20 protein-coding genes are annotated in these 22502 nt (G+C 43.8%); 10 read left to right on the plus strand and 10 right to left on the minus strand.

Features of this window, described 5'->3' with window-relative positions; all coding sequences use genetic code 11:
- Positions 1-45: 45 nt before the first annotated feature.
- On the minus strand, positions 46-1968 hold the full coding sequence (locus BGK61_RS07745) for a PrkA family serine protein kinase (RefSeq protein WP_014997748.1): 1923 nt from the start codon (positions 1966-1968) through the stop codon (positions 46-48).
- A 241-nt stretch (positions 1969-2209) separates the two neighbouring features.
- On the minus strand, positions 2210-2791 hold the full coding sequence (sodB, locus tag BGK61_RS07750; protein WP_014948764.1) for a superoxide dismutase [Fe]: 582 nt from the start codon (positions 2789-2791) through the stop codon (positions 2210-2212).
- Between the two features lie 348 nt (positions 2792-3139).
- Between sodB and BGK61_RS07755 the strand changes: the two genes are divergently transcribed.
- The 5 genes from BGK61_RS07755 to BGK61_RS07775 all read left to right on the plus strand — a co-directional run bounded on the left by BGK61_RS07755 (position 3140) and on the right by BGK61_RS07775 (position 11339).
- Positions 3140-3490, plus strand: a complete 351-nt coding sequence (locus tag BGK61_RS07755) for a Grx4 family monothiol glutaredoxin (protein ID WP_014948765.1) — start codon at positions 3140-3142, stop codon at positions 3488-3490.
- Between the two features lie 335 nt (positions 3491-3825).
- Positions 3826-6414 carry a TonB-dependent receptor plug domain-containing protein gene (locus BGK61_RS07760; protein WP_076012320.1) on the plus strand — a complete coding sequence of 863 codons (2589 nt, stop codon included), beginning with the start codon at positions 3826-3828 and terminating at the stop codon, positions 6412-6414.
- A gap of 82 nt (positions 6415-6496) precedes the next feature.
- Positions 6497-7129: an RNA polymerase sigma factor gene (locus BGK61_RS07765; protein ID WP_014978687.1), complete on the plus strand. Its 633-nt coding sequence runs from the start codon at positions 6497-6499 to the stop codon at positions 7127-7129.
- Position 7130: 1 nt separating this feature from the next.
- Positions 7131-8186, plus strand: a complete 1056-nt coding sequence (locus BGK61_RS07770) for a FecR family protein (RefSeq protein ID WP_014997750.1) — start codon at positions 7131-7133, stop codon at positions 8184-8186.
- Between the two features lie 234 nt (positions 8187-8420).
- The gene (locus BGK61_RS07775) at positions 8421-11339 is read left to right on the plus strand and encodes a TonB-dependent receptor (RefSeq protein WP_234349513.1); all 2919 of its coding nucleotides are present in this window, start codon (positions 8421-8423) and stop codon (positions 11337-11339) included.
- A gap of 290 nt (positions 11340-11629) precedes the next feature.
- Here the strand turns inward: BGK61_RS07775 and BGK61_RS07780 are convergent, their stop codons facing one another.
- A complete protein-coding gene (locus BGK61_RS07780; protein WP_014948769.1) occupies positions 11630-11824 on the minus strand; it encodes a bacterioferritin-associated ferredoxin in 195 nt (64 codons plus the stop codon).
- Between the two features lie 275 nt (positions 11825-12099).
- On the opposite strand from BGK61_RS07780, the gene BGK61_RS07785 reads away from it, so the two are divergent.
- Positions 12100-12705 (plus strand): peroxiredoxin, encoded by a 606-nt coding sequence (locus BGK61_RS07785; protein WP_039222866.1) that lies wholly within the window; start codon positions 12100-12102, stop codon positions 12703-12705.
- Positions 12706-12778: 73 nt separating this feature from the next.
- Here BGK61_RS07785 and rnt read toward each other — a convergent pair whose 3' ends face one another.
- Complete coding sequence (gene rnt / locus BGK61_RS07790; protein ID WP_014997753.1) at positions 12779-13414, minus strand: ribonuclease T; 636 nt, start codon at positions 13412-13414, stop codon at positions 12779-12781.
- Between the two features lie 340 nt (positions 13415-13754).
- On the opposite strand from rnt, the gene BGK61_RS07795 reads away from it, so the two are divergent.
- On the plus strand, positions 13755-14627 hold the full coding sequence (locus BGK61_RS07795) for a flagellar protein MotY (RefSeq protein WP_044556760.1): 873 nt from the start codon (positions 13755-13757) through the stop codon (positions 14625-14627).
- A 43-nt stretch (positions 14628-14670) separates the two neighbouring features.
- Here the strand turns inward: BGK61_RS07795 and glpQ are convergent, their stop codons facing one another.
- From glpQ to BGK61_RS07810, 3 genes are all read right to left on the minus strand, one after another.
- Positions 14671-15861: a glycerophosphodiester phosphodiesterase gene (glpQ, locus tag BGK61_RS07800; protein WP_014997755.1), complete on the minus strand. Its 1191-nt coding sequence runs from the start codon at positions 15859-15861 to the stop codon at positions 14671-14673.
- Positions 15862-16004: 143 nt separating this feature from the next.
- A complete protein-coding gene (gene gloA / locus BGK61_RS07805) occupies positions 16005-16400 on the minus strand; it encodes a lactoylglutathione lyase (protein WP_014997756.1) in 396 nt (131 codons plus the stop codon).
- A gap of 188 nt (positions 16401-16588) precedes the next feature.
- Positions 16589-17299 carry an SDR family oxidoreductase gene (locus BGK61_RS07810; RefSeq protein ID WP_014997757.1) on the minus strand — a complete coding sequence of 237 codons (711 nt, stop codon included), beginning with the start codon at positions 17297-17299 and terminating at the stop codon, positions 16589-16591.
- 325 nt (positions 17300-17624) lie between these two features.
- On the opposite strand from BGK61_RS07810, the gene cspE reads away from it, so the two are divergent.
- Entirely contained in the window at positions 17625-17837 is a 213-nt protein-coding gene (cspE, locus tag BGK61_RS07815) for a transcription antiterminator/RNA stability regulator CspE (protein ID WP_014978693.1), read from the plus strand.
- A 169-nt stretch (positions 17838-18006) separates the two neighbouring features.
- The gene (locus tag BGK61_RS07820; RefSeq protein ID WP_014997758.1) at positions 18007-18186 is read left to right on the plus strand and encodes a hypothetical protein; all 180 of its coding nucleotides are present in this window, start codon (positions 18007-18009) and stop codon (positions 18184-18186) included.
- 273 nt (positions 18187-18459) lie between these two features.
- On the opposite strand, the gene BGK61_RS07825 is transcribed toward BGK61_RS07820, so the two are convergent.
- A complete protein-coding gene (locus BGK61_RS07825; protein ID WP_076012323.1) occupies positions 18460-19878 on the minus strand; it encodes a M20/M25/M40 family metallo-hydrolase in 1419 nt (472 codons plus the stop codon).
- Positions 19879-20079: 201 nt separating this feature from the next.
- On the opposite strand from BGK61_RS07825, the gene BGK61_RS07830 reads away from it, so the two are divergent.
- Positions 20080-20892 carry a hypothetical protein gene (locus BGK61_RS07830; protein ID WP_076012324.1) on the plus strand — a complete coding sequence of 271 codons (813 nt, stop codon included), beginning with the start codon at positions 20080-20082 and terminating at the stop codon, positions 20890-20892.
- An 83-nt stretch (positions 20893-20975) separates the two neighbouring features.
- Here the strand turns inward: BGK61_RS07830 and BGK61_RS07835 are convergent, their stop codons facing one another.
- A complete protein-coding gene (locus tag BGK61_RS07835) occupies positions 20976-21698 on the minus strand; it encodes an endonuclease III domain-containing protein (protein ID WP_014997760.1) in 723 nt (240 codons plus the stop codon).
- 111 nt (positions 21699-21809) lie between these two features.
- Complete coding sequence (locus BGK61_RS07840; RefSeq protein ID WP_076012325.1) at positions 21810-22502, minus strand: electron transport complex subunit E; 693 nt, start codon at positions 22500-22502, stop codon at positions 21810-21812.

A 22502-nucleotide genomic window follows, 5' to 3' on the forward strand; every position in this document is an offset into this window, starting at 1 on the left:
CTGAAGCACGCATTACTCGCGCTTCAGCACCACGTACGTTTAACGCTAAGACGCTTTACGTACGCGCAGGTACCATTCACACAGCAACCGAACTTGTTTTTGCGTATATCCCTTTTCGGTCATACGGTTCACAAAGTCGTCGTGTTTTTTCTGCTCCTCTGCAGAGCCTTTGGTGTTGAAAGAAATAACCGGCAGTAAATCTTCCGTGTTAGAGAACATTTTCTTCTCAATCACGGTGCGAAGTTTCTCGTAACTAGTCCATGCTGGATTTTTGCCGCCGTTATTTGCACGGGCTCTCAAAACAAAGTTAACGATTTCGTTACGAAAGTCTTTCGGATTACTTATTCCTGCAGGCTTCTCTGTTTTTTCTAACTCAGCATTCAGCGACGCTCTGTCGAACAGCTGCCCGGTTTCTGGGTCGCGATACTCTTGGTCTTGGATCCAGAAATCAGCATAGGTTACATAGCGGTCAAACAGGTTTTGCCCATATTCAGAATACGATTCTAAGTAAGCCGTTTGAATCTCTTTACCAATGAACTCTACGTAGCGAGGAATGAGGTAGCCTTTTAAGAACTCCAAATACTTGTCAGCAGTTTCTTGAGGGAACTGCTCCCGTTCAATTTGACGCTCCAGTACATAAAACAAGTGAACTGGATTTGCCGCCACTTCTTGGTGATCGAAGTTGAAAACCCGAGAGAGAATCTTAAATGCAAAGCGGGTGGATAACCCCTCCATGCCTTCATCGACACCGGCGTAGTCGCGGTACTCTTGATAAGACTTGGCTTTCGGGTCGGTGTCTTTCAGGCTCTCGCCATCATACACGCGCATTTTAGAAAATAGACTGGAGTTCTCTGGCTCTTTCAAGCGCGATAACACAGTAAACTGCGCTAAACACTCTAGCGTGTCTGGCGCACAGGGCGCGCCGTTAAGCTCGCTGCTGTCTAGTAACTTTTTGTAGATCTTAATTTCTTCACGTACTCGCAAACAGTACGGTACTTTTACTATATAGACACGGTCTAGGAAGGCTTCGTTATTCTTATTGTTTCTAAACGATTGCCACTCAGATTCGTTTGAATGCGCAAGTATCAGCCCATCGAAGGGAAGGGCAGAGAAGCCCTCTGTTGGGTTGTAGTTACCCTCTTGTGTAGCAGTTAAAAGTGGATGCAGCACCTTAATCGGTGCTTTGAACATCTCCACAAATTCCATTAAGCCCTGATTGGCCTTACATAGTGAACCTGAATAACTGTAAGCATCAGGGTCGTTTTGTGCATATTGTTCTAAGCGGCGAATATCAACTTTACCCACAAGCGATGAAATATCTTGGTTGTTTTCATCACCGGGTTCGGTTTTAGCGATACCCACTTGGTCGAGTACTGAAGGGTAAACGCGAACCACCTTAAACTGGGTAATATCGCCATTGAATTCATGCAAGCGTTTGCGTGCCCACGGCGACATAATGGTTTTTAAGTAGCGCTTAGGAATACCGTACTCTTTTTGTAAAATGTCGCCATCTTCTTTGACGTCAAACAGACAAAACGGATGGTCGTTAACAGGCGAGCCTTTCAACATGTAAATAGGTACGTGTTGCATCAGTTCTTTAAGTCTTTCCGCCAGAGATGATTTACCGCCACCCACTGGGCCGAGCAAATAGAGAATTTGCTTCTTCTCTTCAAGACCTTGTGCGGCGTGTTTAAGGTAAGAGACGATTTGTTCTATGGACTCTTCCATGCCATAGAATTCTGAAAAAGCTGGATAACGAGAAATAACGCGGTTTGAGAAAATGCGGCTAAGTGCCGGGTCGTTGGCAGTGTCGATTAATTCAGGCTCACCAATAGCTTGTAGCAAACGTTCTGCTGCATTTGCATAAGCGGTTTGATCCTCTTTACAAATTTCAAGGAACTCCCCAATGGTGAACTCTTCCTGTTTTCGCTCTTCATAGCGACTTTGATAGTGTTCAAAAATACCCATGAATACCCCTTAAATACGGAACCCCGTAATTTCAGCTTAGTAGGTATTTGGGAAAACGATAGTAATTATTGTGTATAGTTTTTAATCTTTTCGTCTAACGAAAAATGCAACTTTAATAAGAATTTAGTGTCACTTAATGAAAGTTGTCGCATAAAAAAAGCCCCGCTTTAAAAGCGGGGCTTTCTGTATTTTTACTTTACGCTAATAAGAGTGTGAGACCCTAAGCGCATGGGTATTTTGCTTATGCAAAGTTGCTGCTAGCGAATTCCCAGTTAACCAGTGCCCAGAAGTTTTCTAGGTACTTAGGACGCGCATTGCGGTAGTCGATGTAGTAAGCGTGTTCCCAAAGGTCAACAGTAAGCACTGGCGTAAGGTCGTCGCCAGAGATTGGCGTTTGCGCATTGCTTGTATTAACGATGTCTAGGCTGCCGTCTGCAGTTTTAACTAGCCACGTCCAGCTTGAACCGAAGTTATTAACAGCTTTGTCGTTAAATGCTGCTTGGAAGTCTGCAAATGAGCCCCACTTCGCGTTGATCGCTTCAGCTAGCGCGCCCGTTGGCTCACCGCCGCCGTTCGGGCTTAGGCAGTGCCAGTAGAACGTGTGGTTCCATACCTGCGCTGCGTTATTGAAAACACCGCCGTCAGAAGATTTGATGATTTCTTCTAGGCTTTTGTTTTCCATGTCAGTACCTTCAACTAGGCCGTTAAGCTTAGTTACATAAGTAGCGTGGTGCTTGCCATAGTGGTACTCAAGCGTTTCAGCAGAAATATGCGGTTCTAGTGCATTTTGTTCGTATGGTAATGCTGGTAATTCAAAAGCCATGACGGTCTCCATGTTGGTTTAGTATTGTAGTCTAAAGCCCACTTATCTTCGCCTGTTAATAAGTGCATATTAATTATATGTTCAATATACCGCTTTAGACGCTAAAGCATATCCCAGATATGGGGATAAAGTCCTATAACTCAATGACAAAAATGTGAATTTTTTTTCAAAAGTTAAATTGTGACACTAAATTGTATTGCAGTGTATGGGTAGATAACGATTCAGAGGATGAAAAGATCAATCCAGCTATGGGTTATTAAAGATAAATTTATGGTACCCTCTGCCTTGATAAATCATTCATGTATTCCCATTTAACAGGGAATACACTTTTGTGCTCAGAGGAATCAAATGGATAATACTGAAAATCAATCAACGCTAGATAGAATCAAGCAGCAAATCGAAGAAAACCCAATTTTGTTATACATGAAGGGTTCTCCTAAACTACCTAGCTGTGGCTTTTCTTCACAAGCATCACAAGCGTTGATGTCATGTGGCGAACCATTTGCTTATGTAGATATTCTTCAAAACCCAGACATCCGCGCTGAACTGCCAAAATATGCAAACTGGCCGACCTTTCCGCAGCTTTGGGTTGAAGGTGAGCTTGTAGGTGGTTGCGATATCATCATTGAAATGTTTCAACAAAACGAGCTTCAGCCACTCATTAAAGAAACTGCTGCGAAGTATAAAGAAGCAGAGTAAATCTTTGCGTATCACGCGCAAACCTTTAGGTTTGTAAAAAACGATTTAAAAGCCGGCTTATAGTCGGCTTTTTTTATTAAAAATCGCTAAAAGCCCCGCACTTTTATTCCCGTAAAAACTATATAGACAGGTCAGAAATTAAAATCCTCTATGGTGTGAAAAAATATTTTTATTTTGTCGAAAAAGGTTTGTTTTTTAATATCTTGCGTTCTATAAAAAACACCATCTGACCGCAAATGAGTCAGTGTTGAAGGTAAAAATAACAACTACTCTGAACACTTTTTTGATGTGTGCAAAACGCTGAAGGTGTCTTAGAGAAACTCCGGGAAACCACCATGAATCCAACCTTGTCTTTATTGACCAAAAACGTGCGTGGCGTATTAGCCGCATCAGCTGCGTTTTCAGTAATGGCCGCTGCACCTGTTTATGCGCAAGAAGCTGAAGAGAGTGCTAAAGCCGAAGATTTCGAACAAATTGCGGTAGTTGGTTCGCGTGCAGCACCACGCTCGGTCGCTGACTCTGCGGTTCCAATTGACATTATTTCTGACGAAGAGTTTAAGCAGCAGGGTGCCACCGATATGGTATCTATGATGCAAACTGTTGTTCCGTCATTTAACGTAAACGATCAGCCTATCAACGATGCTTCAACGCTAGTTCGTCCCGCTAACCTTCGTGGTATGGCATCGGACCACACGCTAGTGCTTGTAAACGGTAAGCGTCGTCACCGTTCTGCTGTTATCACTTTCCTAGGTGGTGGTCTTTCTGACGGTGCCCAAGGCCCTGATATTTCTGTTATCCCTGCAGCGGCATTAAAGCAGGTGGAAGTACTTCGTGATGGTGCAGCAGCACAATACGGTTCTGATGCTATAGCTGGGGTAATTAACTTCGTACTTAACGATGCGTCAGAAGGCGGTTCGTTTGAAGCCCGTTACGGCTCTTACTACGAAGGCGACGGCGACATGATTCAAATGTCGGGTAACGTAGGTCTTCCGCTTTCTGACAAAGGTTTTATTAACCTTTCAGCTGAATACCGTACTGCAGACGACACATCTCGAAGTGTACAGCGTGCCGACGCTGCTGCATTGATAGCAGCAGGCAATACCTTTGTTGCAGATCCTGCGCAAATTTGGGGTTCACCTGAAATCAAACACGACATTAAGCTTTTCGCTAATGCAGGTATTGAGCTTTCTGCTACCTCAGAAGCTTACATGTTTGGTAACTATGCCGAGCGTGAAGTTGAAGGTGGTTTCTACTTCCGTAACCCGCACAATCGTGGTGGTGTGAACGACGGTGGTACAAATGAAGATGGCGAGCAACTACTTCTTGTTGGTGATTTAACTGGCGACATGTCAGGTAACTGTCCAACAGACATCGTAGTTGGTGATAACGTACTAGAGAACCCACGTTATATTAACGAAGTTCAGAACAACCCTGATTGTTGGGCGTTCAACGAAATGTTGCCTGGTGGTTTCACGCCTCGTTTCGGTGGTACGGTTACAGATATGTCACTTGTCTTTGGTACTAAAGGCGAGCTTGACCATGATATCACGTATGACGTGAGCTTGAACCTTGGCCAAAACGAAGTTGATTTTGCGATTAGCAACACAATCAACCCGTCTTTAGGTCCTGATACTCCGACAGAATTTAGCCCAGGTCGTTATACGCAGTCTGAGCAAACTCTTGATATTGATTTCACGAAGCCGTTCGATGTTGGTTTATATGAACCATTGTTTGTAGCGACAGGTTTCCAATATCGCAACGAAAGTTATGAGAGCTTTGCAGGTGATACTGCCTCTTATGAAATAGGTCCGCTGGCGACACAAGGCTTTGGCATTGGCTCAAATGGTTTCCCTGGCTTGGCAGCCAATAGCCAAGGTCGTGTGTCCCGCAACAACATCGCTTTATACATTGACGCTGAAGCGTACATCACTGAGACATTCATGTTAGCCGGTGCGCTACGTTACGAAGACTTCTCTGACTTCGGTGACACAACGAAAGGTAAGATTGCCTTCCGTTGGCAAGCACTTGAGAACATCGCTTTCCGTGGTGCGTTCTCAACAGGCTTTAAAGCACCTACCCTTGGTCAAAGCAACGTACGTAACGTAACTACAGCATTTGGTACAGGTGGTGAGCTTATTGACCGTGCAACACTACCTCCGACAGATCCAGTGTCTCAACTTAAAGGTGGTGAGCAGTTAACGCCTGAAGAGTCAGAAAGTATCACGTTTGGTGTGGTAGCCGATTTCGATAATGGCCTATTCATTACCGCTGACTACTACAACATTGAACTGACAGACCGTATCAGTACTGCCTCTGGTATCGAGTTAACTGACGAAGATATCGCTGCTCTTCTTGCGCAAGGCGTAAACGATGCGTCTAGCTTCCAAGAGATTAGCTTCTTTACTAACGACTTTGATACAACCACTGAAGGTGTTGACGTTGTAGCGAACTACTCGATGGAAATGATGGGCGGCGAAACTAAGTTCTCGCTAGCTTATAACTGGACGTCGACAGAAGTAGATCGTGCATCAGAGAATATTTCACCGGAGCGTATCCGCATGCTGGAAGATAACCTACCAGCGGTTCGCTACAGTGCTACAGCGAATCACACCAATGGTGACTGGCGTTTCCTTGCGCGAATGAACTACTACGGTAGCATCTTCGAAGATCACCTAGACTCTGCATTGCCGATTGACAAAGTAGGTTCTGAAATTACGTTCGACTTTGAAGTGGCATATAACTTCACTGAAGAGTTCACGGTAACTGTTGGTGCTAAGAACGCGTTTGATGAATACCCTGACGAAAACAATACTGATGCAGGTGGTATCACCTATGCACAGATTGCTGGTTCAGCGTATCCAACAACATCACCTATTGGTATTAACGGTGGCTTCTACTACCTAAGAGGTGTTTACACTTTTTAATAGGTAAGCAATTACCTATAAACCAAACTTTCACTTAATGTTTCAAAGTTAAGGGGGCATTAGCCCCCTTTTATTTTATTAGGTGAAAAAGAACGAAAAAGCAGGCATTATTGATGCCAATGTAAGCAAATCGAAACACACAATATTTAATATTATGACGAGAAAGTCGACAGTAGCTGAAACCTTTTTAAAATACCGCTCAAAGCTAATGCGTGCGGTAGGTTCTATTGTTGGCGCCGACGACATTGAAGACATCGTGCAAGAAGCTTTTATTAAAAGCTACGAGGCAGAGTTAAAACAAGAAATACAGTATGAGCGTACCTATATGCTCAAAACAGCGCGTAATCTAGCGCTAAACCATGTTGCAAAAGCTGAAAACAAAAATAAGCAGCAGCTCGATGACATGGATATTTTGCCTTATGAGCTTGTAGGGCACAGTTTAGAAAAAAATGTAGAAAGCAAAGAGCGTTTTATTCATTTTTGCCGAGCGACAGATACATTGTCTGCTGATGTAAAACGCGTATTTTTGCTGAAAAAAGTATATGGCATGCGACAAAAAGAGATTGCAGAGCTTGTGGGGCTAAGCGAAAGCACCGTTGAGAAGCATGTCGCCAAAGGTTTAATGATGTGCTCTAGGTACTTAGCCGAGCTGTCAAAAGACAGTGCATCCCCCCGTGCCACTGCTAACGCGACTCAGGACATAAGCCGTAGTTAACATGAATAATATTCGCCAGTTTTCAAGCAAAGAAGATATCCAAGAGCAAGCATGCTTATGGATAAGCCGTCTCGATCGCGGCTTAAAAAGTGACGAAAAAACAGAGTTAGACGCCTGGTTGTCGGAAAGTAATGCGCATCGTCAAGCTTTGCTAGACGCCGCTAGCTTGTGGGACGACATGTCGGTATTGAATGAATTGAGCGGTTTATTTCCGCAGCCAACTTCTCGTCAGTCGTCGAAAAAGGGCAACATGTCTAAAACTGCCGTTTGGGGCATTGCGGCCACGTTCTTAGTGATGGCAATTGCTGTTGGTGTTGTTGTTCAGCGCACGTGGCTAAACAGCACCCCTGAATTCGCGGCCGTAATGCAGAAAGTGCAAACGGGCGTAGGCGAACAGAAGAACGTGACGCTAGCTGATGGCTCAAAACTTCACCTAAACACTAACTCTGTGGTAACGGTAGATTTTTCCTCAACGGCACGCAATATCGTATTATTGAAAGGGGAGGCACATTTTGAAGTGGCTCACGATAAGTCTCGCCCGTTCTCTGTTACCGCAGGAAACAATACCGTTACAGCAGTCGGAACTGCCTTCAATATGCAATATGTGGATGATAACGCGTTTGAGTTAGTGGTTACCGATGGAAAGGTTTTGGTGAAAGACCGCTTTAAGGCTTCGTCTTCCAACGAGTCGCTCTTCACTAAACGCCCTGTTGCTGAGGAAGGCCTTCTCATGTTCGCAGGTGAAAAGGCTACAGTACAAGGCAAAGTGGAAGCCCGTGAGAGCATGTCTCAAAACGACATAGATGACGATTTAGCGTGGCAACAAGGCATGATTGTATTTAAAGGTGAGCCTCTTGAGGCAGTATTAGCTGAGATTGGCCGCTATACACCCGTTCGCTTTAATATTTCGGACGAAAGCCTGCGCAAGCGTCGTGTAGCTGGTTACTTTAAAGTAGGCGACATAGATGGATTGTTGTCTGCACTTAAGAGCAGCTTTAACATCAATTACGAGAAAGTCACAGAAACGAGTATTGAGCTTAAGCTAGCGAAAAGTTAAATATTTCTGAAAGATAGGTGCTTTCTACTATTCGTAGTTGGCATCAATTTCTTTAATGTGACAATATAATTAAAATAATAAGCACATCGATTTTATATCTTGCAATACGGCAATTTTGCGATAAGCAGGCAAACAAAAAAGGCAATAGAAAAGCTGCATGCCCTTGCGTGTTCGGCTCACTGTCTTTCGCAAAAAAAAACGCGTAAACCTCTCCATTTTTTAGCGATTTCACCTTTGCATATAGTATCTGGCGTCTTATTTTTTTTAACGCCAACGCAAGGTTTGTATGCACAAAGCGAGAGTCTTGCTCCCACCAAGGAACAGTCAGCACCAAAGTCCGATGCATATAGTTTTTCAATACCAGCGCAAAACGCTAACGAAGCCCTCACCGAGCTAGCTAAACAAGCCAATACCACGTTACTGTTTCCTTTCGATTTAGCAAAGAAAGTAAAAACAAACGCATTGAGCGGTACGTTCACGTTAAATGAAGCGCTGGCACAACTCCTCGAAGGAACAGAGCTAGCAGTAGTGACTGACGAAAGCGGCGCGTTGAGTATTCGCTCTCGTGCCTCTTTAGTCGCGAAGGGAAAGCAGCAAGAAAATGCTGTAAAGAAAGCGGACGAGGGGAGCAATGGACTTGAGAAAATTGCGGTTGTCGGTACCCGAAACTCGCCTCGCAGTGCTGTTGATTCGCCAGTTCCTTTAGATGTGATTGGTTCTGAAACCCTTAATTCACAGGGGAATTCAGACGTACTTTCCATGTTAAGTGTGATGGTTCCTTCGTTAAACGTAAACGATCAGCCTATCAATGATGCCAGTAGCCTGGTAAGGCCGGCAAACCTAAGGGGCATGTCTTCAGATCACACGCTTTTGCTGCTTAACGGAAAGCGGCGTCATCGCTCCGCTGTAATTACATTTTTGGGGGGCGGTTTATCTGATGGCGCTCAAGGGCCAGATATATCGGTTATACCAGCCTATGCATTAAAGCAAGTTGAAGTACTGCGAGATGGCGCGTCTGCCCAGTATGGCTCAGATGCTATTGCAGGGGTAATAAATTTCGTGCTCAAAGATGCCCGGGAAGGTGGGCACGTGGCGCTAAAAGTAGGTGGGTATAGTGAAGGCGATGGTGAACTGTTTCAGGTACAGCTAAATAAAGGCTTCGCTATTGGAGAAAATGGCTTTTTAAATGCGACGGCAGAATATCGTCAGCAAAATGGTACGTCGCGCTCTGTGCAGCGCTTAGACGCTCAAAGCCTAATCGACCAAGGTAATATATTTATTTCCTCACCGTCCCAAGTTTGGGGTGCACTCGATGTTAACGCAGATATTAAACTTGCGCTAAATGCAGGCGCTGACATATCTCCTACGTCGCAATTTTATAGCTTTGCCACAGCAGCTAGAAGAGAAATCAACGGTGGCTTTTACTATCGCAATCCGCAAACACGAGAGGGAGTGTTTAGTCGCACCGACCCTAACACAGGGGAAAGCCGCCTGATTGTGGCAGACTTAGATGGACTGGAGAGCGGTATTGCTTGCCCTTCCATTTCATTGTCCAACAATAACGTGTTGCTCGACCCCGCGTATCAGTTAATTGCAGATAACACAACAGCGCTTGGTGCAAACTGCTTTGCTTTTAATGAGTGGTTTCCTGGCGGTTTTACGCCAAGATTTGGGGGAACAATAACAGATGCTTCTATAGCGATGGGCGTGAAGCATGAGTTGCCTAAAGGTTGGGCAATGGATGCCAGTGCAACATTAGGTTACAGCGACATTGAATATACCATTTCTAATACTGTTAACCCATCATTGGGACCGCAAACCCCGACTTCGTTTTCGCCCGGTGGTGTATCGCAAGTAGAGCGAACGCTTAACTTAGATTTTAACAAACTGGTTCAGACTATCTTCGACGATCCGGTTAGCATTGCCGTGGGTTTTGAATGGCGTAAGGAAACCTATTTTCAGAAAGCCGGTGATGAAGCGTCATATATTGCAGGCCCTTTCGCCCTAGAACCGCCACTTGGGTTAAACCAAGGCTTTTCCATCGGTTCCAATGGTTTTCCGGGATATCAGCCTCAAAGTGCTGGACACTGGAGCAGAAGTAATTGGGCGGTATACGCCGATTTGGAGTTCTATGTAACCGAAGCATGGCAGTTTGGTGTTGCCACGCGTGTAGAGCATTTCAGTGATTTCGGTTCGACATTCGATGGAAAATTAAGTACTCGCTATAAATTGAATGACGTTTTCGCATTGCGGGGCTCTGTGAATACGGGGTTTAAGGCGCCAACAATAGGGCAGAGTAATGTTATTAACGTAACTACTGCTTATGGTATTAATGGACTGGAAGACCAAGCAACGCTGCCTCCAACTGATCTTATCTCGCTGCAGCTGGGCGCAACGCCACTTACGCCTGAAGAATCGGTGAACTTTAGCCTTGGGCTAGTTATGCAGGCAAGCGAGAACTTTTTTGCGACACTCGACTATTTCAATATTCGTCTTTCAGATCGCATTAGCACAACATCAGCAATCCCGTTAACCGATGAAGATATTAGTGCGCTTATTGCTCAAGGACGTCCGGACGCAGCGAAATATAACGCAGCAAAGTATTTTACTAACGACTTTGACACAAAAACTCAGGGTGTTGATTTAGTTGTTAACTACAATTTTTCGCTAAATGATTGGTCAAATTCTTTATTATTAGCCTACAACTGGACAGACACGCAGGTAGAGCGAGTTACGCTTTATCCTGCGCAGGTGGAAGGCGAAATACAGCTACTACCTAACCTTACACAGGCAAGAATTCGGATGCTGGAAGATAATTTGCCTGCTCATCGAGGCAGTATCACGCTGGAGCAATCAAAAGATAAATGGGCGTTTACTTGGCGGCTTAATTATTACGGTAAATTTTATGAAGACCATCTTGATGCATCCGCGGGTATGGACATATACGGCAATGCGTTAACTACATTCGATGCCCAAGTTGCGTGGAAAGTATTTCCTCAAACCCAGGTAACCTTTGGCGCTCAAAATCTTTTTGATTCGCTCCCCGATGTTAATCCTTATAAAGGTGAGGTAGGCGCACTTTACCCACCCACATCGCCTAGTGGAATAAATGGTGCTTTCTACTATGCAGGTATCGAGTACACCTTTAACTAGGGCTTTTTTTCAGAAAAGCTACGTAGTTAAATGGCACGTTGTACTTAGTGAAAGTAAAAAATGCGCCTAGCTTTGAGTTTGAAAGGCCGACAACCTATCGTTTTAATTGGACTAGGTGGCGATGTGAATGTTACTAAAGTAACTGAACTCGGATTTTACTTAGAGAAATAGGACAAGACTTAGGCCACTAAAATTAGTATTCGTGATAATAAATACGGTGTTTTAAGTCTAGGAAAGGATACTTAGAGCGGTGATGTTGCGTGTTAAGAATACGCGGGTTGGCTAATTGTCTAGCCAACGTCTTTAAATAACGACTCATCGACGATAGTTTGGTCAATGATTTGTTGAGCCATGTTGATGCACTTACCGCATTGTGAGCCAAGCTCTAAATGTTGACGTAACTCTCGCATATTTCCCACGCCGTTTTCTTCAACCGCTGCGCGAATGCTTTTATCAGTTACCCCATAGCACATGCAAACAAACATTAAACGTACTCCAAATGAATCTGTAAATGATAATAATTGTTATTCTTTACTTTGGCAAGTGGATAATGACAAATTTAATACAAGGTAATTGAAGAAAGACTGAACAGTGAGTCGTGAAATTAAGTATGTATTGGTAGGAACAGTAAAAAAACTCATTGTTTAATATTGTTATTTCCATATTCGTACCTATTTTGTGAGTAGGAAATTTCTTATCAAAGTGGTTACGCAACGTAATCGCTTCTATTATTACAATCCAAATATAAATGGAGAGACTCATGAGTGTATTAGTTGGCCGTCCAGCACCTGATTTTACTGCAGCAGCGGTTCTAGGTAGCGGTGAAATTGTTGATACTTTCACACTAAGTGAAGCAATCAAAGGTAAAAAAGCCGTTGTTTTCTTCTACCCACTAGACTTTACTTTCGTTTGCCCGTCAGAGCTTATTGCTTTTGACAAGCGTTATGACGAGTTCAAAAAGCGCGGTGTTGAGGTTATCGGTGTTTCAATCGACTCTCAGTTCTCACACAATGCGTGGAGAAACACCCCAGTAAATCAAGGTGGTATTGGTCCAGTTAAATACACCCTTGTTGCTGACGTTAAGCACGATATCTGCCAAGCTTATGATGTTGAGCACCCAGAAGATGGCGTAGCGTTCCGTGGTTCATTCCTAATCGATGAAGAAGGCATGGTTCGTCACCAAGTAATCAACGACCTTCCACTTGGCCGTAACGTTGACGAAATGCTTCGCATGGTAGACGCGCTAGCATTCCACCAAGAGCATGGTGAAGTTTGCCCAGCGGGTTGGACTGAAGGTAAAGCGGGTATGGATGCATCACCTGAAGGTGTTGCTAAGTACCTATCTGAAGAAGCAGACAAGCTATAAGTTAACCTGTTCGAAGATTATAAAAAAACAGCGCCTTTTGGCGCTGTTTTTGTTTATACCAGTTCGAACAAAACTACTCTTTATTTTCTACAGGCCATCCGCCTAACGCTTTATAGCGATTTACCATATAGCAAAATAGCTCAGTTGTTTTCTGGGCGTCATATAGCGCGCTGTGCGCTTCGTTTTGATCAAATGCAATCCCTGCAGCACGGCACGCTTTTACTAAAACAGTTTGTCCTAAGGCAAGACCTGCAAGACTGGTGGTATCAAACGAAACAAATGGGTGGAACGGTGTGCGCTTTATATTACAGCGCTCTATCGCAGCATTGACGAAACTCTGATCGAACGTTGCATTATGGGCAACAATAACAGAACGTTGGCAGTCAGCATTTTTTTGAGCCTTGCGGATACCTTTACATAAGTCCTTCATGGCTTCGCTTTCTTCAATCGCACCTCGTAACGCACAATTTGGGTCGATGCCATTAAATTCCAAGGCTGCTGGCTCTAGGTTGGCACCTTCAAAGGGGTCAATGTGATAGTGAAAAGTTTGATCGGGATGAAGTATACCGTTTTCATCCATTTTTACTGTTACCGCTGCTAATTCTAACAGGGCGTCAGTGCCTGCATTAAATCCGGCTGTTTCAACGTCGATGACAACGGGAAAATAACCTCGAAAGCGCTGGGAAAGAAGGGGCGGGTTGGCAGACATAAACACTCTTGTAAGACTCGATTGCGTAAATTGGTTGGTGACTCAAGTGCGTACCAACCTGCGAAGCATATTGCGTAAAAGAATTATCGCAAGGATACCTTCGAGTTGCCAGTTTCAATTTATACGTTGTTAAATCAGGGGTATAGCAATGGTACGAAACTCCGATGGTATTAAACGCTAAACTTTTCTACAATTTGGACGATAATCATATTAAGCGTAATGAATTCAAAAGCTCATTGAGAGTGTTTTATATAAGTTAATTTGATTCAATATGCTTGGTGATTCGGGACGTATCATTGTCTCTTGCCCGTGTTTGTCTGATTTTCGTTATGGTGTCGAAATGGTGTCGAAATTAAAATATATCGCTTTATTGGGGATAGTGGGGTCATTATCTTCCCACGCTGCCATGCGGCAATATTCTGCAACCATAGAAAGCTCCAACTGGCGTATCGATACCGACACCCGTCTTCAGTGTACTCTCAACCACGAATTACCGGGTTACGGAGAAGCCATGTTCACAAGCACGGCATCGAAGCAACTTAACATGGAATTTGAGCTGGACATGCATTTGCTGCCCAGCAAATTTGATATGGCTGCAGTTTATTCTGTACCACCTAAATGGATGCCAGGCGTCGCGCCTAAAACCATAGCCGACATGTCTCTTCGAAAACAGTACAACGGTGATCTACCCCAAGATGCTGCGTGGACTATGCTGTCTGAATTAGAAAAAGGCTTTTGGCCCACAATCTATTACCAAGACTGGTATAACAAATACGACCAGGTGAGCGTGGCACTAAACGCCAGTAATTTTTCAGGCGTGTATCGAGAATTCGTTAAGTGTGTCTCGAACCTACTCCCGTTTAGTTTCGATGATATTGCCTACACGGTATTGTCTTATCAGAACAACAGCACAGAACTGACCAAATATTCGCAAAAGCGTTTAACCATGATTGGTGAATATTTGAAAGAGGACAGCGAGCTTGAGCTTGTGCTTCTTGACGGTTATACCGATAGCTATGGCGGTCGCTACAACAACGAACAATTGTCTATTCGACGGGCCAACGAAGTAAAAAGCTATTTGACGACGCTAGGTGTACCTGAAGATCGAATTCAGTTAACAGGCCACGGTGAGAAACGCCATATTGCACCAAACGATACGCGAGAAAGCCGCGCGCAAAATAGACGTGTGGTGGTGCGACTTTCAAAATCTTAGGCGCTAATTCTCGCGCCTACACTCGCTTTAAAATGCGTTGGTTTTATTTTTCTCGCCACCTTAATACCGGTACTAATTGATCGGTGAAAACCCCGTCAGCATGTACTACGTTGTCTAAAACCTCCAAGACTTGTTCTGAACTCATACCTGCCGGTAGTGCATCATGTCGGTAGGTGTAGGGGTGGATTGTCAGGTTATTTTCGTGGGCGTATTTAATCCATTCCGCAGCTTCTATTTTACCTTGACCCATCGCTTTTTTATCGAGTAAATGGCCTAACCAAGGGCCTATGCCATCGGCATACAATGCAACTTGCTGCATGCCTTTCTGTGTGCGCAGCCATTCATAGTCTGTGTCGCTTTCGCCCCAGTCGTTCTCGCCAATCAGCATGACAACTTTACCTTTATAGCCCAGGGTTTCACGAATGCGCTTAACTTCGTTAAAGTCGAAGCATTGCAGATAGCTATTACCACTCTCGCCACCAAATCCGTAAGCATTTAAAGCATCTACAACGATTTTACTGGCATCAATGCCTTCTTTAATGTGAAAGGCAGGGGACTTTACTTCAGGATAAACCCCTACAGATGTGCCAAATTGGCGATTTAGCTCGCTGATTAATTCAAAATGTTCAGCTAATGTAGCCACTTTGAAGTTAGCGTGGTTACCGCGATATCTATCGGCAAACACTTGGGTTCCGTCACTATTAGTGCGCTCGTGTACCCGCAGTTGTCGCAGTTCTTCAAGGGTAAAATCACGCGCGTAATAACGGCCGTCACCTCGATGGCGCGCCGGGAACACATCTTCTACGTTGGTAACCGTTTCTAAATGAATGTCGTGTAGTACAACGGGAATGTCGTCCTTGGTGATAACAACATCTTGTTCGATGAAATCAGGGCGCAATGAAAAAGCGAGAGTAGCAGCTTCGAGAGTATGCTCAGGTAAATAGCCAGATGCGCCGCGATGGGCAATAACCGTAAATCGCTCTTCATCCTTAACTTTAGTATCAGCGATTGTTTGCGCACGGTCGTTATACGCAGCAGTGGCCGAAAACGCATTTCCAGAAGCAAATGAAGCGGTAAAAGCGACAAGTAACGCTGGCAGAATAGCGGATAGTTTTGCTTTGGGTTTAGTGCAAAAATTTACATTGCCCTTTGCTTTAGACTTCAGGTTTACCGCTATTCCAGCTAGATTTATACTTTTAGCGTTTTGCGTAAATAACAAGCGATTTCGTAGCATGTAACGTCACTCCATGTGTTTTAATTGGCTGCTAATCTGTGTCACACTTTTGTATGTGATACTGTGGCGTCTAAAGCGTCTAAAGCGTTTAAATCGCTTTAAGTATCAAGGGCTTCTTCTCGCGCTCTAGCTTGCGAGCTTGATCACAGCGAGATTGATTTATTTTGTATGAGTTCTATTGCATATCCATCGGGGTCGCGTACAAAAGCGATAATTGTTGACCCACCTTTGACAGGACCTGGTTTGCGATACACATCGGCACCATTTGCTTCTAAATTCTCACAAAACTGATAGATGTCATCTACCTCAATGGCGATATGACCATATGCGTTACCCTTATCGTAGGTATTGTCGCCCCAGTTATAGGTAAGTTCTAATACTGTACTGTCAGCTTCATCACCATATCCAACGAAAGCCAGCGTATATTCGTATTCTTTGTTTTCAGACTGACGAAGAAGGCGCATGCCCATGAGTGAAGTATAAAAATGAAGTGAAGCTTCTAAGTTTTCAACTCGAAGCATGGTGTGAAGCATTCGCATAACAGATTCCTTTTCGAGCCATCGGAATAACTCGATGGCACACAGCATTGTGATTGCGTGTTGGACGTTACTTTTCTGTACTCCTAAATTCATAGAGTACTTTTATAAGTAAACGCAAACGACACGCGCTTATGATAATAAGGAAATGTTAACGCTTTAAGACAGTTTTACAATTCTAGTTAATTATATTAAAAGCCCCACAGACCGATATTATCAATTTTAAGACGGCGAGGCTGGCTCAACAGGTACACTACCATCTTGCCTAGGTCTTCATTTTGAATCAGGCCACTGTCTACTTTCTCTGTTTCTGTTTTCTGTGATTGAATTAGCGCAGGGTTTAGGGAGTGAACGTGAATGCCGTAGGGACGAACTTCTTCTTGCAACGCTTTTCCAAGCCCCACCATTGCAAATTTTGATGCACAGTAAACGCCCGCATTCGCATAGCCGTTCAATGCCGCTTGAGAAGCTATATTGATGATGTAACCCTCTTTATTGTCAATCATATGAGGCACAACCTCTTTACACATAAGGAAGGTACCTTTTACATTAGTATCCATTACTTCGTCCCAATCATCTTCACTGGTTTCCCAGATAAGCGTTTCTTTACCAAAACCACTGTTGTTAATTAGAACGTGTAACTCGCCAAATGTGCGTTTTGCGTTAGCAACAAAATCTGCGACATCCGAGCTGCTTGCAACATTGCAAACTTGGCCGTAAATCTTGCCCGGAAAAGCAACTTCAAACTGTGTAACGGTTTCTACAATTGTGTTTTTGGTACGGCCACAAATCGCCACATTCATACCTTCTTCCAATAAATACCGTGTAATGGTTTTACCTAAACCCTTACCGCCGCCAGTAACAATGGCTGTTTTACCCGTTAATGCATACATGTCTGTCATAATCTGAACCTAAAACAAAAAAGTAAGGTTAGCGCAGCTTTTAAGCCCCTTGAATAAACATACGTATTCAAAATACAAACAAAGAATGTGTGAAAAAGGTATGACTAAAAAACAATCTAAAAATAATTGGACATCTTCGCGAATAACCTGTACATTTCCGCTCGCTCTAGATATGTTTTACGCTTTACCTAATACTGCGCTGTACCTTTCTTTATACCTTCAAATTGAAGTTCTAGATAGATATACAACTGCTTTACTAGCTTAGTTATGTCTATAGCTATCGGTGGTTTCCACCATTACATCAATTTTTTAAAAGGTTATTATTATGTCTAATTCTGTAAACGGTACAGTTAAGTGGTTTAACGAGGAAAAAGGTTTCGGTTTCATTACTCCTGAAGCTGGTGGCAAAGACGTATTTGTACACTTCCGTTCAATTACTTCTGACGGCTTTAAGACTCTTGCTGAAGGTCAAGCAGTTAGCTTCGAAGTTGAACAAGGCCAAAAAGGTCCACAAGCTGCTAACGTAGTAGTTCGATAAGACCTCTAAGCTTATCAAAGGTCATTTCTCCTATATGAAGTGACCTCATTAAATATGGGCTCTTTCTGAAACTTTGTGTTCACGCAAGAGCCTAATTATCGTTTTTCGATTTCTTTACCCAACCTGCGAGGAATTCAAAACAAACAACATCAAAAAAGAAGTATTTACTATGCAATTTCAAAATTCTATCTCTAGCTTTAATAGCGCCATGTCTGGTGCGTTAATTTCAAATATCTCCATAAATAAAACAAACGTTGCCTTTAAACATGCGAATACTTATCGGCATGTAGAATTGCCATCAAGGCAAGAAGCAAAGCGATTTGTTGCCCAGCTTATTCAAGCTCAATAGAAAAACAGTAGTTCAAACCCTTTATTTTAAAGCTCTAGAAGGCTTAGGTAATGTGAATAATCGCGCTTATTTACAGCTGTAACTCCCTACGTTGAATGTTTATTTGAACGATGAAACGTTAAAAACAGTAGGTGTTAGCAGTGATATATGGTTAGAAAGGTCCTGCGTCTTGATTAGGGTAGTTTAGTAAAGGCAAGGTCAGCTGAACTGTGACAAGGCGGGAATGACAATGGCCAGCACGTTGAGTACTGACCAATGTCTACTTAAGATTAATTACTTTTTAGCTCTTAAATCAACGTCCGAATCTGCTAGCAAGTATATGCTTGCTGCGTAGGCTGCGATGTTTTGCGCGAGTTCATCAGGGTCAATTTTATCTAAGGTATCATCTGGCGTGTGGTGAAGATCAAAGTAATCTCTGCCGTTTTGGTTCAACCTAATGGTCGGCACGCCTTTCGCAGCTAGCGGTATAATGTCAGGGCCGCCGCCAGCAATGTCTGAGCCACCACGCACTATACCTAACGGTGATAAAATCTTTGCGATTTCATCAACTAGTACAGTCGCTTCGGGGTTCACGTTTGACACTACTTGCCAGATAGTTTGCGCGCCAAAGTCAGATTCTGTGGCCAGAACGTGATTTTCAAGGTTCATTTCGTGCTGTTTAGCGTAAGCGAAGGCGCCTAACAAACCCACTTCTTCAGCGCCAAACATAACCACACGAATGGTGCGCTTTGGGCGCTCCGGCAAAGAAGCAATTAATGCGGCGGCTGCCGTTGTAATAGCAATACCCGCACCGTCATCAACTGCGCCAGTACCTAAATCCCAACTGTCTAGGTGCCCGCCAATAAGTACAATTTCTTCAGGCTTTTCACTGCCCACTAAGTCCAGAATCACATTACCGCTTTTTACTTCGCCTTTCCATTTAGATTCAGAGTGGAGCGACAATGACAAAGGCTTGCCTAAATTGTGTAGGCGTCGTAAATGGTCTGCATCTGGGTTCGATATAGCGATTACTGGAATATTTGACCAATTGTCGCCGTCTGAACTCATCATCCCCGAGTGAGGGAATCGATGAGAGTCTGAACCTACTGAGCGTACAACTAGCGCTTCTGCACCACCGCGTTGAGCATGTTGCCAACCAATGCGTCGACGTTGATTTGCTTGACCATAACCTGCACCGGTTTGGCTTTTTACCATGGCGTCGCCATCTACAAATGCAATTTTGCCTTTAAGTGCACCATCTTTAACAGCGGTTAATGCATGAATGTCTCTGAAATAAACGATATCTGCATTGATCTCGCTTTCTGAAGGCGCTGCGCCGCCAAGGGCTGTGCCGTAAAGCGGTTGTGTATAAGGTGCAGTGAGTAAAATATGCAGGTGACCTCTATCCCAAAAGGGCATAGTAAACTCTTCTATGCTTACTTTATCAAAACCTAGGCGCTTTCCTACCACAACACCCCAATCTCTGGCCCGCTTTTCTGCTTCAGAGCCGCCTAGTCGAGGGCCAATCTCTGTAGTTAGTGATTCAACGATGCTATAGCCTAAGTCACTTTTTAGCGCTTTTTGAATTAACGCCTCAGCATTTTTCTTTTGCTCGTCACTAATGGGTGAGGTGTTGGCGAAAACGCCAAAACTGCATGCACTTACTAATGCACCAAACGCTAAATTTCTAGCGAAAGTATTCAATCGAGACATGTGTTCTCCATGGGGTATTTTTATATTTTTACTTAACTTGCACGAGCAAAGCTGTGATGCACCCATCATAGCCAATTTGTTTGTCGCTTTCGAGGCAAACCACAAGCGTAAATAGTGTGTTAATCGCAACTGGAGCTTTTAGGCTATTACAATTAATGTTACGTTTCTTAAAAAGGAAAATGGATTACAAGGAAGGTACGTATGGATAAATCCTCAGATTCTTATTTAAATTCATCTTTAAAGCACAAAACACAAGCCTTTCTCATGGACATTGCTGGAGTCAGTATCGTAGCTTGCTCGCTCTTTCTCACGGGGTGCGGTGGCAGCAGTTCAAATGATAAAGATAGTGCCTTACAAACGGACTCGGTGCTTGGGATATGGTTTGGGCAAGCAACAACGGGTGAAGATGGGCAGGAAGCAATTGTAATTGCTGTCTCCCCTGAGGGTAAGGCTATCATGTTTTCTGAGGCGTCCCATAACACGCTGATTGCTCATGGCTCTGTAAGCGAAAACATCTTTTCATCTGATGACACGATGTTGTATCCAGGAACTGGAATGACTCGCCAAGGGGCGATGCAGGTGACCGCGGTAGCAGACTCACTTGAAGGTTCGTCAACAGTATCAGATGGTGGTTTAGGTTTTTCTACCGCTAAGGTTGGCTCATCAAACGATGTTTCTCTTATCGACATAGCTGGCAATTATTCGAGTTCATGGACGGAGGGGTCTTACACTCGCTCATTCGCTATTGATGCTGACGGAATAATCAGCGGTTCAGATACTAACGGGTGCGTATTCTCAGGTACAGCCGAACCTATCAGCGGAGTGACTGCAATCTTCAGTATTACCGTTAAAGCAGATGTTTGCTTTGAAGATTTCGTATATGAAGGGCTTCTTGCCTATGGCGTATTTCCATTTGAGTTTCAAAATTCAATTAATGATAGAAAAGGGATTGTTATTGCAGCGGAAGAGCCTTCTAGAGCTTACGCATTTTACCAGTTTAGCCCTCAGGAATAGCTTTATAGGGGGCGCGAAAAAGGAGTTTAAAGGCTCCTTTTTCGATAATAGTGGCTTATTCTACGCTTCTATATTATGAGGTTCTATTTACGCTTCTTCTTAAGCGCCAACTTTTGTTTTTTCTCTTGTTCCTTCAGTACTTCGTTAATGAAACTCTTTCTGCCGAACTCGCGTGTAATGACACATTTGTTTAAGTCGAAACCGCGGGCAGGGCAGTATTCTCTGCCATATAGAATGATTTGGAGATGCAAATCGTTCCACCTTTCTTTTGGGAACAAACGTTTTGCGTCACGCTCTGTCTGCTCAACACTTTTTCCGTTCGACAACCCCCAGCGATACATTAATCGGTGGATATGAGTATCTACGGGAAACGCGGGAATCCCAAAGCCTTGAGACATAACCACTGCGGCAGTTTTGTGGCCAACAGCGGGCATAGCTTCTAGTGCTTCAAAGTTTGCTGGCACTTCACCATTGTGTTGTTTAATGATCATGTCAGACAAATGCCAAATGCCTTTGGACTTCATTGGAGACAAACCACAAGGACGGATAATATCTTGAATTTCTTCAATACTCATCATCACCATATCATATGGATTATCAGCTCTAGCAAAGAGTTTTGGCGTAATTTGGTTAACGCGTTCGTCTGTACATTGCGCTGAGAGAAGAACGGCGATTAACAGTGTGTATGGGTCTTTATGGTCAAGAAAAATAGGAACTTCTGGATATAGGTCATCCAAAATTCGCATGATTTCCTTTACTTTTTCCTGCTTGGAAAGCGCTTTTATGGGCTTAGTTACGTCATTCATTTCTTAGTTCTTTTTTGGTTGTGCGTGTTTTAGAGCGTGGGAACTCCCAAATGAAAATGCGTTGGGAGTTGAATCGAAAGTGAAGCACACTCTAAGAAATTGAGTAAGAGCCTAGTTCTCAGCGGTAACGCGTACGCGCTCAGCTTTCACCGCAGGTACTTTTTGTTGCGCGGCTAATTTAGCATCTATACCGTTTTTAATGGCAATTAGAAGGCCCATTCCCAAAAAGGCACCTGGCGGCAGAATCGCAAGCAAAAACGGGTTCTCAGTGTTAAATAGTGTTATGGTCCAGTTCGCAGCAATTGGGCCAAACAGCCTGTCTGCGCCCGCTAATAGCGTACCTGCGCCCAATACTTCACGCATACCCCCTAAAATAACCAACACCGCGGTAAAGCCCAGTCCCATCATAAGCCCATCGTAGGCAGAGGCGAGCGGCCCATTTTTAGACGCAAACGCCTCTGCGCGGCCGATAATGGCGCAGTTAGTTACAATCAATGGAATGAAAATACCTAATGCTAAGTAAAGGTCGTAGGTATAAGCATTCATTAAAAGCTGAACAATGGTAACGAAAGCCGCAATGATCATGACAAAGACAGGGATGCGGATTTCGTTTCTTACTACATTTCGAACAAGTGAAACGGTAACGTTACTGCCTATTAGTACCAACATGGTAGCAAGGCCTAACCCCAAGCCATTGATGAATGTTGCAGTAACGGCTAATAGCGGGCATAACCCTAGCAGCTGAACCAGTGCGGGGTTGTTTTTCCAAAGTCCCTGTAAAGACAAATCGCGAAAGTCGGTCAC

Source organism: Alteromonas abrolhosensis (assembly GCF_001953635.1).
Taxonomy (GTDB): Bacteria; Pseudomonadota; Gammaproteobacteria; order Enterobacterales; family Alteromonadaceae; genus Alteromonas; species Alteromonas abrolhosensis.

Excerpts from the sequence above, each read along its gene's own strand:
- BGK61_RS07825 (WP_076012323.1), bottom strand. The coding sequence starts at position 19,878 with ATGTCTCGATTGAATACTTTCGCTAGAAATTTAGCGTTTGGTGCATTA.
- sodB (WP_014948764.1), bottom strand. The coding sequence starts at position 2,791 with ATGGCTTTTGAATTACCAGCATTACCATACGAACAAAATGCACTAGAA.
- BGK61_RS07820 (WP_014997758.1), top strand. The coding sequence starts at position 18,007 with ATGCAATTTCAAAATTCTATCTCTAGCTTTAATAGCGCCATGTCTGGT.
- glpQ (WP_014997755.1), bottom strand. The coding sequence starts at position 15,861 with ATGCTACGAAATCGCTTGTTATTTACGCAAAACGCTAAAAGTATAAAT.
- rnt (WP_014997753.1), bottom strand. The coding sequence starts at position 13,414 with ATGTCTGCCAACCCGCCCCTTCTTTCCCAGCGCTTTCGAGGTTATTTT.
- BGK61_RS07780 (WP_014948769.1), bottom strand. The coding sequence starts at position 11,824 with ATGTTTGTTTGCATGTGCTATGGGGTAACTGATAAAAGCATTCGCGCA.
- gloA (WP_014997756.1), bottom strand. The coding sequence starts at position 16,400 with ATGCGAATGCTTCACACCATGCTTCGAGTTGAAAACTTAGAAGCTTCA.
- BGK61_RS07755 (WP_014948765.1), top strand. The coding sequence starts at position 3,140 with ATGGATAATACTGAAAATCAATCAACGCTAGATAGAATCAAGCAGCAA.
- BGK61_RS07835 (WP_014997760.1), bottom strand. The coding sequence starts at position 21,698 with ATGAATGACGTAACTAAGCCCATAAAAGCGCTTTCCAAGCAGGAAAAA.
- BGK61_RS07795 (WP_044556760.1), top strand. The coding sequence starts at position 13,755 with ATGGTGTCGAAATTAAAATATATCGCTTTATTGGGGATAGTGGGGTCA.
- BGK61_RS07810 (WP_014997757.1), bottom strand. The coding sequence starts at position 17,299 with ATGACAGACATGTATGCATTAACGGGTAAAACAGCCATTGTTACTGGC.
- BGK61_RS07760 (WP_076012320.1), top strand. The coding sequence starts at position 3,826 with ATGAATCCAACCTTGTCTTTATTGACCAAAAACGTGCGTGGCGTATTA.
- BGK61_RS07745 (WP_014997748.1), bottom strand. The coding sequence starts at position 1,968 with ATGGGTATTTTTGAACACTATCAAAGTCGCTATGAAGAGCGAAAACAG.
- cspE (WP_014978693.1), top strand. The coding sequence starts at position 17,625 with ATGTCTAATTCTGTAAACGGTACAGTTAAGTGGTTTAACGAGGAAAAA.
- BGK61_RS07830 (WP_076012324.1), top strand. The coding sequence starts at position 20,080 with ATGGATAAATCCTCAGATTCTTATTTAAATTCATCTTTAAAGCACAAA.
- BGK61_RS07785 (WP_039222866.1), top strand. The coding sequence starts at position 12,100 with ATGAGTGTATTAGTTGGCCGTCCAGCACCTGATTTTACTGCAGCAGCG.
- BGK61_RS07770 (WP_014997750.1), top strand. The coding sequence starts at position 7,131 with ATGAATAATATTCGCCAGTTTTCAAGCAAAGAAGATATCCAAGAGCAA.